Source organism: Bombella sp. ESL0378, from assembly GCF_009725845.1.
Lineage (GTDB): Bacteria > Pseudomonadota > Alphaproteobacteria > Acetobacterales > Acetobacteraceae > Bombella > Bombella pollinis.
On the sequence record NZ_WNIF01000005.1, the window covers coordinates 69060 to 86500 of the forward strand.

Consider the following 17441-nt stretch of genomic DNA (forward strand, 5'->3'; position numbering starts at 1 on the left):
AGGAAAGATATGGGGCGTAAGCCGGACACCCCCCTTACGCGTCTGGCAGGATACGGCCAATCTATTTGGCTCGATTTTATCAGGCGGGATTTTATTGAAGAAGGCCGTTTGGCCTCTCTGGTGAAGGAGGATGCCCTTAAAGGGGTGACCTCCAACCCGGCGATTTTTGAGCAAGCTATCGGCCAAGGGGCGGAATATGAGGAAGCCGTGCAGGAGCTACTGTGTGAGGAGAGCTTGCCTGCTGGTGCCTTGTATGAAGCCGTAGCGGTGGCGGATATCTGCCAAGCTTGTCGTGTCTTGCGCCCTGTATTTGATGAGACATCCGGCCGGGATGGTTATGTCAGCTTAGAGGTTTCACCCTATCTAGCTGATGATGCTGAGGCCACGTTGCATGAGGCTCGCAGGTTATGGCAGCGTGTTAATCAGCCCAATGTGATGATTAAAATCCCCGCGACAGAGGCCGCCCTCCCAGCGATTGAGCAGGCCATTGCGGAGGGGATAAATGTTAATATCACGCTGCTTTTTGCTCAATCCATGTATGAAAACGTGCTGGAGGCTTATCTGCGTGGATTAGAGGCGCGCGTTCAGAGAGGTCAACCCATCGCCCAGATTGGGAGCGTGGCATCCTTCTTCGTAAGTCGCATTGATGGGCGGATTGATGCGATGATAGACCGGCGCATCGCTGCGAGGGACCCGCAAGCGGACGCGTTGAAGCGTTTGCGTGGGAAGGTTGCTATTGCCAATGCGCGTATGGCGTATCAACATTATTTGCATGTTGTGGCGAGTCCGCGTTGGCAAGCTTTGGCAGAAAAGGGCGCGCAAACCCAGCGTTTGCTTTGGGCCAGTACGAGTACAAAAGATAAGACCTATCGTGATGTCCTCTATGTAGAGGAGCTGATTGGCGAGGATACTGTCAATACGGTACCACCACATACGCTCGAGGCGTTTAGGGACCATGGTGTGCCCCAAGCGCGCTTAGCGGATCATGTGGAGCAATCGCGCCTGATTCTAGAGGATGCAGACCGGCTAGGACTTGATCTCCCAGCGGTAACCACCACGTTGTTGGGCGAAGGTGTAGCAGCGTTTAAAGCTGCTTTTGATGGATTACTCGGTGCGGTTGCAGCCCGCCGAGAGGCTGTTTTGGGGGGACGTCTTATGCGAGTATCCTTAGCATTATCGGATGAGTTGGATAACGCTGTTGTCGCAGCGGGTAAAAGCTGGACGCAGGATGGTAAGGTGCGCCGCCTGTGGGAGCGCGATGCGTCTGTTTGGACAAATGGGCCAGAGAGCAAATGGCTCGGCTGGCTTGATGTCGTTAAAGATGGCATGGCCCATATTAATGCCTACGAGGCCTTACAGCGCGAGGTAAAAGAGCGCGGTTATAGCGATGTGCTGCTCCTTGCGATGGGTGGCTCTAGCCTTGGGCCGGAGGTTCTGGCGGAGATATTTGGCCAGGTATCTGACGGGCCGAAGTTGCATGTGCTGGATAGCACGGACCCGCAGCAGGTTGCGAGCTTTGCTAAGGCGATTGATCCTACCAAGACACTCTTCATCGTTTCCAGTAAATCGGGCAGCACGCTCGAGCCAAATATTCTTTTTGCGTATTTCTGGGCCTTAGCGGGGACAGCCCTTGGCCGTAAACCGGGGGACCGCTTTGTAGCGGTGACAGACCCCGGCTCCTCGCTTGAGACTGTAGCGCAGGATCACGGTTTTGCGCATATCTTCCACGGTAATCCAGAGATTGGGGGGCGGTATTCTGTTCTCTCCCCCTTTGGTCTCACCCCCGCAGCCGCTGCCGGATATGATGTGCGTGCGTTGTTGAACTGCACACAGCTGATGATTGAGGCATGCGATGCCTCTGTCCCCCCTGTGACGAATCCGGGTGTAAATCTTGGTTTGGCTCTCGGTGTGGCGGCAACGACCTTCCGGCGGGATAAGGTGACCTTTGTTGCCTCTGAGCAGATTGCCTCCCTCGGGGCATGGCTAGAGCAGCTTTTGGCAGAAAGTACGGGTAAGAGCGGTACGGGGCTCATCCCTATTGATGGCGAGCCGTTGGGCCGGCCGGATGTCTATAGTGATGACCGCATCTTTGTGGAGTTGCGGCTTGGGCATGAGCCTGTAAGCCCGGGGCTGAAAGCTCTGCGTGAGGCAGGTCACCCAGTCGTGACACTGCATCTTGATACGGTGGAGCAGATTGTCCAAGCCTTCTTTGTCTTTGAGTTTGCAACAGCCGTAGCGGGTTCTGTTTTGGGGATTGACCCGTTCGATCAACCTGATGTGGAGTTTAGCAAGGTTGAGACGCGGAAACTGACAAAAGCTTATGCAGAGACAGGGCGTTTGCCAGAGGAAGCCCCCTTTGCAAAGGATGGCAACCTCGCTTTTTATGCTGATGAGCGTAATCATGAGGCTTTGGCGGGGAAGGATGCCAAAGCCATCCTCAAAGCGCATTTTGACCGCGTAGGGAAGAATGATTATATTGGTCTCCTGGCTTACATTGAGCGAAATAAAGCTCATATCGCTTGGGAGCAGACGGTTAGGGTGGCGTTGAGAGAGCAGCTCCATGTGGCAACAGCAGCGCAGTTTGGCCCGCGTTTCCTCCATTCGACAGGTCAGGCCTATAAAGGAGGCCCCAATAGCGGTGTGTTCCTCCAAATAACGGCAGATGATGCTGCTGACCTGTCTATCCCGGGCTATGCGTATAGCTTTGGCGTTGTCAAAGCCGCCCAGGCCAGAGGGGATTTCGATGTTCTTGCCTCGCGTGGGCGTCGTGCTTTACGCGTGCATATTACAGGGCCGTTGCAAGCAGGGTTGGACCGTCTCGCTCAACTGGTGACAGAGATTTTAAAAGGAGCTTGAGGATGCGTATCGGAATTATTGGGCTAGGCCGTATGGGCGGTAATATTGCCGTCCGCCTGACTCGTAAAGGCCATGATGTCGTTGCGTTTGACCGGACCGCTGCCGTTATCGACCGCACCGTTGAGCGTTGCGAGGCAGGGCGTGCGCAGGGGGCTCCTACTTTTGAGAAAATGGTGGAGCTTCTCTCTGGGGAAGAACGCCGCGTGATTTGGGTCATGTTGCCAGCGGGGAAGGTCACTGAGGATTGCATCCAAAAGCTTGCCCCTCTCTTGGGGAAGGGTGACATCATCATTGATGGTGGCAATACCTATTACAAAGAGGATATTCGCCGCGCGAAAGAGCTAGGTGAGCGGGGCATTGATTATATTGATGTCGGCACATCTGGCGGTGTGTGGGGGTTAGAGCGCGGCTATTGCATGATGTATGGCGGCGAGAAACATGCTGCTGATTATGTGGACCCGATTCTTGATGCATTGGCACCGGGTGTTGGTGATGTGCCGCGTACGCCAGACCGTGAAGATGATGGCCGTCACGACCAACGGGCCGAGAAAGGCTATCTTTATTGCGGCCCTGCTGGGGCAGGCCATTTTGTGAAGATGATTCATAACGGCATCGAATATGGCATGATGCAGGCCATTGCCGAGGGGTTTGATGTTCTCGCCAGCAAGAACTCTGCCAAATTGCCTGAAGATGAGCGTTATGACCTTCACCTAGCTGATATTGCAGAGGTGTGGCGTCGTGGCAGTGTCGTCTCCTCTTGGTTGTTAGACCTCACAGCCGAGGCTCTTGCCCGCTCTTCCGACCTAAGCGAGTTTAGTGGGGAAGTGCAGGATTCTGGTGAAGGACGCTGGACGATTGAGGCAGCGATTGAGGAGGATGTGCCCGCTCCTGTGATGACAGCGGCCCTCTTTACACGCTTCCGCTCTCGGACAGGTAATAATTTTGCCGAGAAAGCTCTCTCCGCCATGCGTTACGGCTTTGGTGGGCATGTAGAGCGTAAAAAATAAAAGGCCTGGTATAGGGCGTAAGGGGCGGTTGGGGGCATCCGCCCCTAGCCTCCTTTAAGGAGGATGGTCAGGATGAGCGATACAGCCCCCATAATCAAATTGGTGTTGTCAGATATGGATGGCACCATTCTCGGCCCCGATAAACGCCTTTCCCCTGCGACATGCAAAGCGGTGGAGCAGCTTGCCGCGCATCATGTCCCTGTTGCGCTTGTAAGTGCGCGTTTGCCTGCGGCGATTCTGCCTTATGTGCGGCAGTTAGGGCTAAAGGGGCCGTGCGCGGGGTTTAATGGGGGGGTGTTCTTTTCCCCTGATGGCACAATTTTAAAGAGCTATCGTTTCCCACCCGAGGATGTAACAGCCTTGCTGGCACGGCTTGCGCCCTTGCCGGTAGAGCTATGGTTCCAGACCGAACGTGAATGGCTTGTTAGGGATGCAAGTACGGCTTTAGTACAACGCGAGCATAATTTAACAGGCATCACCCCGCGGGAAGTTGCTGAACTTTCCTTACAAGATGAGGCTGTGAATCGTGTGATGGTATGCTCGGAGGATACGGCCTTAATCGCGCGGTTAGAGGCTGAATTGCCTGCGTCTTTTGGGGGGCGGGCCAGTATGTTGCGTTCAGCACCACATAAATTGAACATTACGCCCGCCCTAGCCAATAAGGGTGATGCGGTGAGGGAGCTTGCCCAGCTTTATGGCGTAACCCCGCAGAATGTAGCGGTTTTGGGTGATGCGCCGAATGATTTACCGATGTTGAGCGTAGCGGGGATGAGCATTGCGATGGGCCAAGCCCCAGAGGGCGTAAAGGCGCAGGCACGCTATGTGACAAAAACACCTGCTGAAGATGGCTGGGCATATGCGGCAGAGAGGTTCATTATACCCGCAGCCCTATCACAATAGGGTAGTTAGTGATTCGGAGAGTTATGGGTATGACAACAGATATGCGCTACGCCGTTGTGGATGTGTTGAAGGATGCTGATGCTGTCGCCATGAAAATGGCAGAGCTATTAATAGAGACGGTGCGTAATAAGCGGGACGGTAAGGCCCGTATTGCGCTTTCTGGTGGGTCCACCCCTAAAAAATTATTCTCGATTCTTGCACGTCCAGAGGTAGCGCAACAAATTGATTGGTCACGCGTAGAGATTTTCTATGGGGATGAGCGTCATGTGCCAGAGGGCCATGAGGATAGCAATCATACGAGTGCTAAGACATTATTGCTCTCCAAAGTAGCGATTCCGGCCGCTCAGATTCATCCTATGCCGACAAAAGGGACCGCCCAAGCTGATGCCGCACAGTATCAAACCGTGTTGGAACATGCTTATGGCCGTAAGACATTAGAGGCAGGGCATCCCCTTTTTGATATCGTCATGCTGGGCTTAGGGACAGATGGGCATACGGCCTCCCTCTTTCCCGGTGAGGCTGTTTTACAAGAGAAAACCGCTTGGGTAGGGGTATCCGCCCCCAAAACAGCCCCGCATGAGCGTCTTACCCTGACATACCCAGCCATTGCCTCTAGCAAGTTAGTGGTCTTTTTGGTGACGGGGGAAAATAAAGTACCAATGTTGGCCCGTTTGCGTCAGGGGGATGGCAGCATCCCATCAGGGTGTATTGTATCAGAGGGAGAAATCCTCATACTGGCCGACAGTGCTGCTGCTGGAGAGCCTTCATGAACGTTGATGACTGCAAACGTGCCGCTGCTCATTATGCCGCCAGCCTCGTTGAATCGGGGATGGTTGTTGGGCTTGGCACAGGCAGTACTGCCGCCTTCATGATTGAGCGTCTAGGCGAGCGTGTGGCTGAGGGGCTGGATATTCTAGCCATTCCGACATCTGAGGAATCGGCTGCTTTAGCTCGTGCAGCAGGGATTAAAATCACAACATTTGCAGAGCATTCTGTAGTCGACATCACCATTGATGGTGCTGATGAGGTTGAGCGTAAGACGCTACATCTCATCAAGGGGCTAGGGGCGGCTTTGCTGCGTGAGAAGATTGTTGCGCAGGCATCACGGCGTTTTGTCGTTATTGTCGATGCGACAAAACCGGTGAACCAGCTTGGCGAGCGGGTGCCCGTACCTGTGGAGGTTGTTCCTTTTGGGTATGAGGCAACGGCGGCCCGTCTGGAAGCCATGGGGGCAAAGATAATCCGCCCCCGCAGGAAGCTTACTGGTGAGCTTCTTACTACCGATAATGGGAATAGAATACTCGATTGTACCTTTGGCCCTATTGAGGATGTGCGGGCATTAGCATCCCGCCTTGATGGGATTGTAGGTGTGGTGGAGCATGGACTGTTCCCCAATATGGCAACCGATGTACTGGTTGCAACCGAACGGGAGGTTGAACAATGGGCGCCATGACAGAGCAAGAGGCAGCCAAAGCTGCCGCTGGTATCGCTCCGCATTATATTGTGGTGATGGGTGTTTCTGGCAACGGTAAGACGACTGTAGCGGAGTTGCTATCTAAGAGTCTTGGATGGCCGTTTCAGGAAGGTGATGACCTTCACCCCAAGGCGAATGTGGAGAAGATGCGTTCTGGCCACCCGTTGACCGATGAGGATCGCGCGCCTTGGCTGGAGCTATGCCATGACTGGCTGGCAAAATGTGCCGAGAAGGGAACAGGTGCTGTGCTGACCTGCTCCGCGCTGAAGAAGAAATATCGCGAGGCTCTTGCTAAGCATATTCCGGTTCAGTTCGTTTACCTGAAGGTAGACCCGAAGATTATCGAGGAGCGTTTGCAGCATCGCGTGGGGCATTATATGCCACCTTCCTTGCTGCCAAGCCAGTTGGCTACTCTTGAGGAGCCAACGGATGATGAGCCTGTTATCCGCGTACCGGGTGATGCTACCCCAGAGGAATTGCGTGACCGCGTGATTGAGCGTCTGCGTGTTGTTCCTCCGCCGGAGAACTTCTAACTCAAGGCCGCTTATGCGGTTTAGGACGTTTTTTTAACGAGATGAAATAGCGGGGTTTCGGCCCCGCTATTTTTGTGAGGAAGGGGGATCATTTTATCAAATTGAGGCTTTGCTATTGTGACGCTAAAACAGTAGGACCGCGTATAAAGAGGGACCGGCTGAGGGACATAACATGATGACATTAGTAGATTGCCCCATTCCTGCTCTACAGGGCAGTGTTTTCCCCGGGCAGCCTGAGGTCCAAATAAGGCGTAATGTTATTTATGTTCCACGGGCAGATGGAGGGCGTGATACGGCGTTTGGTCTTTTCTCGGAGACAGGGCGGCAGATACTCGACCATGCTTTATTTTCCAACTATCCTCAAACTGTAAAAAGCCAAGGTCTCACAACATCTCTTACGACATCATCGCACCGGCTGCGCCTTAAAGAGCGTATTATTTACGGTGGTGTTATTGGCAATCATTATGGGCATTTTATTACGGAATGTCTGGGTGTTTTGGTTTATTGTTTGCAGAATCCCGACCCAGAGCGGCATATTTTGTTTCATAGTGATATGACCGTGGGGGAGATTTTTGCCACGCCGTGGATGGCAGAGCTTTTCTCTTATTGCGGTATTAAAGCCGAGCAGATTCTTATCCCGCATTTACCCGTTATTGTGGAGGAGCTGCTCCTCCCCGGGCAGGCTTTTAGCGAGGATGGCTTTATATATGAGACTTATGGCAAAATCTGCCGGCAGATAGGCGAACGTGCTCTCCCGCAGGAGATGCGAGAGCGTAAGGTGCAGCCTGTTTATTTAAGCCGTGCGGCTTTAAAGACGGGATCCCGCCAGTTGGTGAATGAGGATGCGCTCATTAAAGCGTTGGAGCAGCGCGGGGTGAAGATTGTGGTCCCAGAGCAATTAAGTGTGCGGGAGCAAATCTCTCTTTTTGCGTGTCATCCTATTATTGGTCTTATGGGGTCTGCGTGGCATACGGCCATCTTCACAGATTATGTGCGTGGCGTTGCTTTATGTTTTGATGACCACGTCTATCGCTCCTTCCCTCTTATGGATGCTGTGCATGATGCGCGTGTCGCTTATGTGCAGGTAAAGCCTAGCGGGCAAACGTATGTCCCTTCGCCACATGGCTTTCATGAAGCCTGTATGTTCGAAAAGCCCGAGGATGTCGCTAATGCGCTTTTGGTACGCTTAGCGCAGCTTATGCGGGAGGAGAAACATCCTCCTGCGCCGCGTGTATCACGCGCGATGCTTCCCACGCCCTCCCTTGGGGAGAGGATTGGTATCTTCAAGCTTTATTCTGGTCTTGGTGAGCCGGTGATGTTGCATACTGCTTCCGAGATCGTCTCTTGTTGTGGCTCTACAAATCGTTGGCATGTGCCTATTCTGGCTCTTATTGTGGGGGATGTGGCCTTCCTCTGTGCAGAGGATGATTGCTTACCATGTTTGGATATTGTCCATGATGAGCGGGAGCCGCTGCTCTCCTACCGTATCCTTCGGGAGGGAGAGCGTGTGAGCCTGCAACATCCCAAAACAGGCTTATGGTTAAAGGCTCCGCCCGCCCATATGGGCCTGCCTTTGCATAGTGATGGAACAGAACGTCTTGATTGGGAGCAATTCACCCTACAGCCCCATAATGTAACATGGGCGCGCGGGCGGTTGCAGCAGGTTCTTACTTTATTAGGGCATAAATGCCGCTCCGGCACATGGGATGAGCAGAGCGCGCATCAAACCGGCCTTGCTGCCGCGTGGCACCGTATGTTCCATGAGGTGGAAGAAACAAGCCGTGATTAAAGAGCCGCGGTTTGCCAGCCCGGCCCAATAATCGCAACACGGCGGTGGCGACCTGTCCCTTGTAAGATGATGGCCTCGCATGTCTCCAGATAAGTGAGTTGCCGCCGGGCGCGTCCTAAGGAGTGTGTGCCGTAAGCGCGGGCAAGGGCGGCATCATCAGGGCATGGCTTGCCCTCCATCGCAGCCCGGGCGAGGAGGAAATAAACAGGCTGCATATCATCCGGTAAGCGTCCGGCCCGTTGTTGAATATCCTGCCATTCTTCGCTCTCAGCTTGCTCGCGCGTTAGGCCGCATCGGATGGTGCTGAGCATGGTCTGGAAGCGCGCCATAGGCAGTAAATTGCGTGAGAATCCTGCTAAACGCGCCCGCATTTGGAAGTCTTGATACAAGGTAGCAAGCGGGCGATAGGCTGCGTCTTTATCCTGCCCTGTTTCTGCAACAAGTTGCCAGAGGGTCTCTGGGTCTGGATCGGTGGAGAGGCTGGCTTGCTGTTGTTCCTCTGCGGCACGGTTTGCACTATAGGCATCAAGTTGGGCGAGGAGGTCCGGCTTGGGGGCAGCAGGCTCTTTACGCGGGCGGGGTGTTGGCTCGGCAACAGGCTCTAAGATGAGGTCGCGTAATTCCTCCACAGGCATGGAGGGTTGCTCTAAGGGCATAAGGGCTGGGCCGCCTGCATGGCTTGCGGTTTCCACCGGGCCAATCGTGACCCGTTGAGGCCGGCGGGCGAGTGCGGGGCCGAGGGCCATAAATTGCCCGCGGGCAAGGTCACGAAAGCTCTCAGCAGCGCGGCGTTCCATCCCTAAGAGGTCCGCGGCACGGGCCATATCAATATCAAGGAAGGTCCGCCCCATAAGGAAGTTGGAGGCCTCTGCGGCGACATTCTTCGCAAGCTTGGCAAGGCGTTGAGTAGCGATAATCCCCGCCATACCGCGCTTACGCCCGCGGCACATGAGGTTGGTCATGGCATTGAGGGAGAGGCGGCGCGCTTCATCAGAGGTATCCCCCCCTGCGATGGGGGCAAAAAGTTGCGCCTCATCCACAACGACTAAGACGGGATACCAATAAGCGCGTGGGGTATCGAACATTCCACTCAGAAAGGCCCCAACGGAGCGGAGTTGCCCTTCTGCCTCACTTTGTTCCAGATTCAGCACAACAGAGGCACGATGCATACGCACGCGTTCCCCCGCCGCGCGGAGGCTGGCCTCGGATTGTGTATCTGTCTCAATCACGAGATGGTCGTATTTTTCAGCAAGGGTGACGAAGTCCCCCTCTGGGTCGATGATGACTTGCTGGACGAGGGTCGCACTCTGCTCCAATAACCGGCGGAGGAGGTGGGATTTGCCAGAGCCAGAATTACCCTGCACGAGCAAACGCGTAGCGAGCAATTCGGGGAGGTCAATATGGGCATCCTCACCGCGGGAGGTCGTGCCAAGGAGAAGGGGGCCAAACTGTGATGAACTCATGCAGGTAGTTTACCGGGCAATGCGCCAGAGAGCCAGAGATGAACGCCCTCTGCGCAAAGATAAGCGGTCGAAAAACACCCTTGGAGCAAATATCCCCCCGTTGGAGCCTCCCAATCAAGCATTTCTCCACAGGCGAATAAGCCGGGCTGATGATGGAACATGAGATGCTCATCCAAAGCATCCTGTTTGACCCCACCGGCCGTTGAGATAGCACGGTCTAATGCGGCTGGTGCGGTGAGGGTGAGGGGGAGATGCGTAATCGCTTGTGTTAGCTCATCAGGGCTGCGGGCTTCGGGGCAGAGGAGGGTGAGCAGCTCGCGCATGGTGCGGTCTAACCCTAAGGCTTTGCGGAGCTTATTGCTCCGGCTTTCACGCAGGCGTTGGCGTGCCAAACGCTCCCTTATTGCGTCCGCCTTTAAGGTAGGGCGTAAGGAGAGATGCAGGGTGATAGGGCGCGGGTGGTTCTGCGCCAGGGCCTCACGCAGAGGGGCCGAGAGGGCATAAAGGGGAGCCCCCTCAAGCCCGCGTTTGGTGATGATGAGGTCCCCACGTTTGGTCTGGCCTGCAAAGCTGAGCGTAACCCCGCGTAATGTGGCGCCCTCATGCCGGGTGAGGACGTCATCCGGCCAGTCGGGCATAAAGCCACAATTTGAGGGCGCAAACGGCGTGCAATAAGGGGTTAGGAGGGAGGCCCATTGGCCATCACTGCCCAAGCGGGACCAGCTACTTCCCCCAAGGGCGAGGATAACCGCCGAGGCAGGCTGCGTTACACCCCCTTTTGGCGTCTGGAAGGTGAGGGTTAGCCCTTCTTGGCCGATGAGTTTATGATGGGGAAAGAGCTGCACCCCTTGCTGTTGCAGTCGCGCAAGCCATTGGCGCAGAAGGGGTGAGGCTTTAAGAGAGTGCAGGAATACCCGGCCAGAGCTGCCCACAAAACAAGGCGTGCCAAGCCCTTCAGCCCAATTTTGGAGGTCTGTGGGGGAAAAGGCGCGTAAAGCGGGTTCTAACCAATGGCGCGCGGGGCCATAGCGGGTGAGGAAGGTCTCTAGCGGCTCGCTATGGGTGAGGTTGAGGCCACTACGCCCTGCCATAAGGAGCTTGCGCCCCGGCCGCGCCATATGGTCGTAAAGATGAACCTGATAGCCGCGCTTGCTCAATAATTCCGCAGCGAAAAGCCCTGCAGGGCCAGCACCAATAATCGCAATAGGGGCAGTAGGAGCCGTAGCATGATGGCACATAGAGGGGCGTATCCGGCGATAATATCGTGTGAAGAGGAGGCTGTAGCTGTTGTTAGCCTGTTCTGTAGCGAGGGGAAAGATGGGCTTTCTATGCAACCCTCTATAGAATCGTCTTATAAGACAGGATAAGGAGGAGCCTCTAGGCTTATAGGGCCGTTAGATGAAGGGGATGATGAGATGGAACTCTGCACAACAATCCAAGCCATACGGCAAGCGCGTGCTGCTTTAGGGACGGTAGGTTTTGTCCCGACAATGGGTTTTTTGCATGAGGGGCATCTCTCCCTCGTTAGGCAAGCGCGGGCGGAGAATGATGCGGTGATTGTGAGCATCTTTGTCAATCCCATACAATTTGGCTCGGCAGAGGACCTCTCAACTTATCCTCGTGCGTTAGAGCGCGATGTGGCCTTGTTACAGCAAGAAGGTGTGGCGTGTGTTTTCGCCCCTGATGTGGCAGAATTATATCCAGAAGGCTTTGTAACGCAGATGTCCCTTGGCGGTGTGGCTGCTGCATTAGAGGGCACCTCTCGCCCCGGTCATTTTGCGGGGGTCGCGATGGTGCTGACGAAGTTATTTAACATCATCCAACCACAAAGGGCCTATTTTGGGCAGAAAGACGCGCAGCAATGTGCGGTTGTTCGCCGTTTGGTGGAGGATGTGAACAGCCCTGTAGAGATTATCACCGCCCCCACATGGCGGGAGGCAGATGGTTTGGCTGGCTCTAGCCGCAATAGCCGCTTAACGGAGGAGGACCGCAAACGTGCCCCGGCTTTGTATCGGGCTTTGTGCCATGCGCGGGACTGTGTGCGTGCTGGGGAGCATCGCCGTACTGTGTTGGAGGCGGCAATGCGCTCTGTCCTAGAGGCAGAAGGGCTGACAGACATTGATTATGCGATGATTGTAAACCCAGAGACATTCCATACCGAGGGGGAGATTATCCCGCCTCATGCCTTAGCGTTATTAGCAGTCCGGGTAGGGGCGGTGCGTTTGATTGATAATATGCCGTTATTATGAGGTTGATGTAGGGGATAATATTATGTTCTCCTTGCGGAGGTGATGAGGCCGTAGATGGTCCTGTATAAAATAATAGGGAGAGGGTGGAGTGCCTATAAATAGGGGTATTTTCGTCCCATTATTAAAGGAAAGGGAGAGTTTTTCAGGTAAAGAAGGGTAATAGTCAAAAACCTATGCAGTTCACTACATGCAGTCATGCCGGGAAATACGCTCCCCCCTCTAGTCAAGCGCGTAAGAAGGGCGTAGCGTAAGGGGGTATTCAGCATTGTTCATATGCTTGATAGGAGAGTTTGAGTATGGTTAACAATATCCCACGCACCGTTGCTTCCCCTAAGAAATTTGTCATCGGTACGGGTCTGCTGGCCCAGCTACATGATGTTGTAAAGGATTTCGGCGATAATGCCTTCATCATCAGCGATGAGTTCTTCGTTGAGCGCGTGCAGAAGGAATCTGTCGCAGGGCTGGAGAAAGCAGGGCTGAAGGGGAAGGCCGAGAAGTTTAATCGCGAATGTACAGATGCCGAGATTAAACGTCTGGGTGAGCTAGCCAAAAAGCAGGGTGCGAATGTCATCGTGGGTATTGGTGGTGGTAAAACACTCGATACCAGTAAGGCTGTGGCACATTACTACAAACTGCCTATCATCCTGTACCCGACCATTGCATCTACCGATGCCCCCTGTATCGCTCTGGCAGTGATTTATACTGAGTCCGGTGAGTTTGACCGTTATCTCTTCCTGCCGCAGAATCCTGATGTTGTGGTGGCTGATACAAGTGTGATCGCTAGTGCACCGGTACGCTTCTTCGCTGCGGGGATTGGTGATGCGCTCTCTACCTATTTTGAGGCACGGGCTTGCCATCAGGCTGATGGGATGAACCTTTCTTGTAAGCGTCCGTCCCGTACAGGGTTGGGCCTAGCACGCATGTGTTACGACCTTGTCTGTAAGAATGTGGATCTCGCTATGGATGCCGTCCGCAATAAAGTGCCGACCCGCGCTTTGGAGGAGATGGTCGAGGCGACTATCTATCTTAGTGGGACCGGGGCGGAGACAGGCGGCCTTGCTGCAGCCCATGCGGTGCATAACGGTATGACCGCGATTGAGGATCTCCACCACGCTCAGCATGGTGAAAAAGTGGTCTTTGGTTTGATGACCCAGCTCGTCCTTGAGAATGCGCCGAAGGAAGAGATTGAGGAAGTCTTGCGTGTCGTGCGGGTTGCTGGCCTGCCCATGACGCTGAAGGAACTTGGCGTAAAAGAGTTTGTTGAGGCAGATTGGCGCAAAGTTGCTGAAATCGCTTGCGATAAGAACGACACAATGGGGAACCTACCCTTTAAGGTGACGCCAGATGATGTGTATCACGCTATGGTAGCGGCTAATGCGTTAGGTGAGCGTTATCGCGCAGAGCATCAGGGCAAATAAGGCTCTGCTCTATAAAGGGGGTAGTTTTCCACCCTCCTTGCAAAAAGGCCCGGGGATAGATGCTCCGGGCTTTTTTTATATGGGTATGTATATGGTGTGTTAGGTTAGTTCTGTAGGGTGAACTCCCCTAGTAGGTGGCGGAGCTGGCGTGTACGCTGGGCCATATTGGCAGTTGCGGCGGATGTCTCCTCCACCATGGCGGCATTTTCCCGCGTGCCTTGGTCGATGGTGGCAATGGCACTATTTACATCCTTCAAAGCGGAGGCTTGCTCGGATGTAGCTTTAGTAATTTCTTGGAGATGTGAGTTAATGTTCGCCACGTTGGAGATGATAGTACCCACGGCATTACTGGCATCCTTCATAATACTGGAGCCTGCGGTGACGTGGTTTTGGGATGTGCTGATAAGTTCTTTCACTTCTTCAGAGGCGTTACCGACACGGTTGGCTAATTTACGGATTTCTTGGGCAAGCACGCGGAAGCCGCTGCCCGCCTCTCCTGCATGAGCCGCCTCTACCCCTGTATTGAGGGCAAGGAGGTTGGTTTGGGTGGCAATATTAGAGATCACATTGGTGATTTTATTCACCGCTTCGGCAGAGCGTTCGATTCCTTTCATTGCCTCATGGGCTCGGTGAATCATCGTGCCGAAATGTTCTGTGGCAGTTTGGCAGTCCTTCACAAAGTGATTAGCTTCTAACACGCGGGCGGCGGTGGATGACACAGTTGCGGTGATTTGCTCCACTGCGGCGGCTGTTTTCTCGACAGATGCCGCTTGTTTTTCAGTCCGGCGAGCAAGGTCGCGGGCAGCACTATTTATCTCATCGGCTGTATTATCAATGCTGCCAGTTGTTTCCTTAATGATATTGAGGGTTTGGCATAATGTAGCGATGGCGTGATTGAGGTCATCGCGCATGGGGAGATAGGTTGTGGGGAGGTCACCTTCCACAGAGAGGGAGAGGTTTTTATCGGCTAATGCGTTGATGATATGGCCGAAGCTTTGAGTGATGAACTGACGCTCTTGCTCAATAGCGTTATCAAGCTTTGCCATTTCTTCTTTATTGCTCCTCTTAGTCTCCTCAATATAGATAGAGATAGTGAGGTCCACATCTAAAAAGACTGCTTTTAAGAGGCAGGCGAAAGAAGATGCAAGCTCCCGTAGGGGGAGTTTTGGCGGTAAGAAAGGGACAGCAGGGACAAGTTGTGCGGTAACATCTTGGATAATGTGGCTTAAAATAACGGCATAGCCCCCAATATACCAACGGGGCTCTAACCCAATGCGGGCATGGGTTTTACCAACACGCCGGACTGTATCGGCAAATTGTGTCCCAAAATTAGCCAGAGCAATATGACGCCAATAGCCAAGTTGTGCCTGTTTGGCCTGTTGCATATGTTGTTTAGAAGAGAAGAATATTTTTGTTTTTGGTTCTTTAGCAACAAGGTCGTAAAAAATATCCAACGCATGAGGGATGGCTTTGGTAATATAAGGCTCAATCCGCCGGATTATTTGGCATTCTTTTTCAGTAAGACCAAGAAAATGAAGGCGAGACGGTAGGTTCACAGAATCATCAAGAGGCTTATTGTCGTGAGTGATGGCGGTTGAGATTGTTGGCATGAAACACTCCAAGCGTTCTTTACAGCTTTGGAGGGGAATATGAATGAATAAGATTTTTTTGAAAGTATTTTTTGATGGTATAGGATATTTTCAGATTAAATGAAGTTATTTATTAATATTTTTGGAATTATTACCTAACAATTAACAATAAGATTATTATATATATGTGATAAAATACATTTATTTTTCTATGATCTACTTCATAGTGATGGCGGCGTGAAAGGGGGAGGGGCCTTTTGGGTATAATGCCCTTTCTATGAGCGTAGGGGCTGTGCTGGGCGGTAGCAATTTGGTAAAATGAGGTTGGCAATTTTTTATCCAGGAGGGCGTTATGGCCACAACTGCCAAAATTACTATTACGCTTGATCGTTCTAAGATGTTGAATTTTAACTCATCTATGTATGGGCCAGAGTTTCTTGAGCGTGTTTTGGAGGCTGTCCGCACGGTGGTCCCAGACATTTATCAGCTCCAAGCCAATTTCGGGTCTGACCTTGCTACAGTTGAGGTTTTGACAACGGAAGATGTGGAAGAGTTCCCCAATATTACGGAGATTTATTCCGTCATTAAGCAGACTTTTAAAGAGTGGAACCACGCTGTCCGACAAATTGATGACGAAAAATTAGAGAAGTTCCCCTTCCAAAAGGGACAAATACTTAAAAAGACAGAGGAGCATCGTGGGGAAGGCGAAGCGAGTGATCGCTTTATCGTCACGCATGTTCATTATGATAATGATGGTTTTGTGGTTTATGAGATTGAGAAGCTCGACCATGATGGGAAGTCTATCTCCGATAGCTTGGAGAAAGTTTCTCTTGAGCATTTAGAAGAAATTTTTACAGCGGCGGAGTAACGACGCCAAGGGGGTAGTGCTATGCCCCCTATTAAGCCGATGAGGAAAAGGGTTTAGGATGTTGCATTTTATAGCCTCTGGGCTTTCGCATTTATTTGCTGAAAGCCCGGAGCTGGCCTTTTTCCTCTCTATCGGGTTGGGGTATTTGGTAGGGCGTATAAAGGTCGGAGCCTTCCAGCTTGGTGGGGTGGCAGGGTCTTTATTAGTCGCAGTTTTGCTCAGTCAATATGGTGTGCAGATTAGCTCCAACCTCAAAACGGTCCTTTTTGTCTTGTTCATCTATGCGGTGGGCTATCGCAGCGGGCCGGGTTTTTTCCGCTCTTTAGGGCGGCAATCCTGTAAGGAAATCGCCTTAGCGGTGATTATGGCCATGAGCGGCCTTGGCACGGTTGTTATCCTAGGCCGGTTATTTCATTTAGATAAAGGGATGGCTGCGGGCTTAGCGGCTGGGGGATTGACCCAATCTGCGATGATTGGCACCGCGGGATCGGCCTTAGAAAAGTTAGGTCTGCCTTTAGCGCAAGTACAGCAATTACAAGGTAATGTCGCCATTGGTTATGCGGTGACCTACATTTTTGGCTCTATCGGCACAATTATTTTTTGTGTGAATATTCTGCCCTTTTGCATGGGCCGGTCTTTAGCGGAGGATGCGCGTAATACAGGGCTTACCCCTACTGAGGATGCTGTACTAGAAACGTCAAAACATTCAGCCATCCCGCCGGTTATTCTGCCAGTGGGGACGGACCTTGTTTATAATATGTTCGGCGTTGCAGCGGGATTGTTGCTGGGATTGGTGGTGGTTCATTGGGGGGATATTCCCCTTACATTAGGGAGCGGGGGCGGAGCGTTGCTCTCGGGCTTGGTGTTTGGCTGGTGGCAAGGGCGGCACCCTCATTATGGGGCTATGCCCTCATCAGTTTGTGCCTTTTGGAGCATGTTTGGCTTAGCGGGGTTTGTGGCAGTGATGGGCCTGCAAACTGGGCAACGCGCCGTGGCGGTGATTGCAGAGCATGGGGTTATGTTGCTGTTGTTAGGGGGGCTGGTAACGCTTATCCCCCTCATGATTACGGCATTGATTGGCTATTTTGTGTTAGGCTACCGCAATGTGGCTCTCTTTGCCGGGGCTTTAGCGGGGACGCGTAGTTCTAACCCTGCTTTTGGGGAGATTTTAGCCAAAGCGGGTCATAGTAGCCCTACAATTCCGTTTGCGATTACTTATGCACTTGCCAATGTATTACTCACATTGCTGGGCCCGCTCATCGTGGCCCTTGTGTAGGGGAGGTGCGTGTTGATGA

14 protein-coding genes are annotated in these 17441 nt (G+C 52.9%); 11 read left to right on the forward strand and 3 right to left on the reverse strand.

Going from position 1 to position 17441, the window contains the following annotated elements:
* Nucleotides 1–9 precede the first annotated feature (9 nt).
* From GM556_RS01955 to GM556_RS01985, 7 genes are all read left to right on the forward strand, one after another.
* Nucleotides 10–2856: a bifunctional transaldolase/phosoglucose isomerase gene (locus GM556_RS01955; protein WP_155579114.1), complete on the forward strand. Its 2847-nt coding sequence runs from the start codon at nt 10–12 to the stop codon at nt 2854–2856.
* 2 nt (nt 2857–2858) lie between these two features.
* Entirely contained in the window at nt 2859–3863 is a 1005-nt protein-coding gene (gene gnd, locus GM556_RS01960; RefSeq protein WP_155572854.1) for a phosphogluconate dehydrogenase (NAD(+)-dependent, decarboxylating), read from the forward strand.
* A 72-nt stretch (nt 3864–3935) separates the two neighbouring features.
* Nucleotides 3936–4763 carry a Cof-type HAD-IIB family hydrolase gene (locus GM556_RS01965; protein WP_230873244.1) on the forward strand — a complete coding sequence of 276 codons (828 nt, stop codon included), beginning with the start codon at nt 3936–3938 and terminating at the stop codon, nt 4761–4763.
* Between the two features lie 29 nt (nt 4764–4792).
* Complete coding sequence (gene pgl / locus GM556_RS01970) at nt 4793–5533, forward strand: 6-phosphogluconolactonase (RefSeq protein WP_155572855.1); 741 nt, start codon at nt 4793–4795, stop codon at nt 5531–5533.
* Complete coding sequence (gene rpiA, locus GM556_RS01975; RefSeq protein ID WP_155579115.1) at nt 5530–6216, forward strand: ribose-5-phosphate isomerase RpiA; 687 nt, start codon at nt 5530–5532, stop codon at nt 6214–6216. The genes pgl and rpiA overlap by 4 nt, the downstream gene beginning before the upstream one ends.
* Entirely contained in the window at nt 6204–6770 is a 567-nt protein-coding gene (locus GM556_RS01980) for a gluconokinase (RefSeq protein WP_155572857.1), read from the forward strand. Before rpiA ends, GM556_RS01980 begins: the two co-directional genes overlap by 13 nt.
* A gap of 172 nt (nt 6771–6942) precedes the next feature.
* Entirely contained in the window at nt 6943–8559 is a 1617-nt protein-coding gene (locus GM556_RS01985; protein ID WP_155579116.1) for a DUF563 domain-containing protein, read from the forward strand.
* Here GM556_RS01985 and GM556_RS01990 read toward each other — a convergent pair.
* Nucleotides 8556–10022 carry an ATP-binding protein gene (locus tag GM556_RS01990; RefSeq protein WP_155579117.1) on the reverse strand — a complete coding sequence of 489 codons (1467 nt, stop codon included), beginning with the start codon at nt 10020–10022 and terminating at the stop codon, nt 8556–8558. The genes GM556_RS01985 and GM556_RS01990 overlap by 4 nt on opposite strands.
* Nucleotides 10019–11260: a TIGR03862 family flavoprotein gene (locus GM556_RS01995; protein ID WP_155579118.1), complete on the reverse strand. Its 1242-nt coding sequence runs from the start codon at nt 11258–11260 to the stop codon at nt 10019–10021. The genes GM556_RS01990 and GM556_RS01995 overlap by 4 nt, the downstream gene beginning before the upstream one ends.
* A gap of 177 nt (nt 11261–11437) precedes the next feature.
* Between GM556_RS01995 and panC the strand changes: the two genes are divergently transcribed.
* Together panC and GM556_RS02005 are read left to right on the forward strand one after the other, a co-directional pair.
* Nucleotides 11438–12271 (forward strand): pantoate--beta-alanine ligase, encoded by an 834-nt coding sequence (gene panC, locus GM556_RS02000; protein WP_155579119.1) that lies wholly within the window; start codon nt 11438–11440, stop codon nt 12269–12271.
* A gap of 296 nt (nt 12272–12567) precedes the next feature.
* The gene (locus GM556_RS02005; protein ID WP_155579120.1) at nt 12568–13689 is read left to right on the forward strand and encodes a glycerol dehydrogenase; all 1122 of its coding nucleotides are present in this window, start codon (nt 12568–12570) and stop codon (nt 13687–13689) included.
* Between the two features lie 104 nt (nt 13690–13793).
* On the opposite strand, the gene GM556_RS02010 is transcribed toward GM556_RS02005, so the two are convergent.
* The gene (locus tag GM556_RS02010) at nt 13794–15299 is read right to left on the reverse strand and encodes a globin-coupled sensor protein (RefSeq protein ID WP_155579121.1); all 1506 of its coding nucleotides are present in this window, start codon (nt 15297–15299) and stop codon (nt 13794–13796) included.
* 331 nt (nt 15300–15630) lie between these two features.
* On the opposite strand from GM556_RS02010, the gene GM556_RS02015 reads away from it, so the two are divergent.
* Both GM556_RS02015 and GM556_RS02020 read left to right on the forward strand, forming a co-directional pair.
* Complete coding sequence (locus GM556_RS02015) at nt 15631–16146, forward strand: hypothetical protein (protein WP_155572864.1); 516 nt, start codon at nt 15631–15633, stop codon at nt 16144–16146.
* Nucleotides 16147–16204: 58 nt separating this feature from the next.
* Nucleotides 16205–17422, forward strand: coding sequence for a hypothetical protein (locus GM556_RS02020; RefSeq protein ID WP_155572865.1), 1218 nt, complete (start codon nt 16205–16207; stop codon nt 17420–17422).
* The last annotated feature ends 19 nt before the right edge of the window (nt 17423–17441 follow it).

Bases quoted from the DNA above. Each gene is read 5' to 3' on its own strand.
- GM556_RS01990 (WP_155579117.1), bottom strand. From the start codon at position 10,022: ATGAGTTCATCACAGTTTGGCCCCCTTCTCCTTGGCACGACCTCCCGC.
- panC (WP_155579119.1), top strand. From the start codon at position 11,438: ATGGAACTCTGCACAACAATCCAAGCCATACGGCAAGCGCGTGCTGCT.
- GM556_RS02010 (WP_155579121.1), bottom strand. From the start codon at position 15,299: ATGCCAACAATCTCAACCGCCATCACTCACGACAATAAGCCTCTTGAT.
- gnd (WP_155572854.1), top strand. From the start codon at position 2,859: ATGCGTATCGGAATTATTGGGCTAGGCCGTATGGGCGGTAATATTGCC.
- GM556_RS01995 (WP_155579118.1), bottom strand. From the start codon at position 11,260: ATGTGCCATCATGCTACGGCTCCTACTGCCCCTATTGCGATTATTGGT.
- GM556_RS01985 (WP_155579116.1), top strand. From the start codon at position 6,943: ATGATGACATTAGTAGATTGCCCCATTCCTGCTCTACAGGGCAGTGTT.
- rpiA (WP_155579115.1), top strand. From the start codon at position 5,530: ATGAACGTTGATGACTGCAAACGTGCCGCTGCTCATTATGCCGCCAGC.
- GM556_RS01955 (WP_155579114.1), top strand. From the start codon at position 10: ATGGGGCGTAAGCCGGACACCCCCCTTACGCGTCTGGCAGGATACGGC.
- pgl (WP_155572855.1), top strand. From the start codon at position 4,793: ATGACAACAGATATGCGCTACGCCGTTGTGGATGTGTTGAAGGATGCT.
- GM556_RS01980 (WP_155572857.1), top strand. From the start codon at position 6,204: ATGGGCGCCATGACAGAGCAAGAGGCAGCCAAAGCTGCCGCTGGTATC.
- GM556_RS02015 (WP_155572864.1), top strand. From the start codon at position 15,631: ATGGCCACAACTGCCAAAATTACTATTACGCTTGATCGTTCTAAGATG.
- GM556_RS01965 (WP_230873244.1), top strand. From the start codon at position 3,936: ATGAGCGATACAGCCCCCATAATCAAATTGGTGTTGTCAGATATGGAT.
- GM556_RS02020 (WP_155572865.1), top strand. From the start codon at position 16,205: ATGTTGCATTTTATAGCCTCTGGGCTTTCGCATTTATTTGCTGAAAGC.
- GM556_RS02005 (WP_155579120.1), top strand. From the start codon at position 12,568: ATGGTTAACAATATCCCACGCACCGTTGCTTCCCCTAAGAAATTTGTC.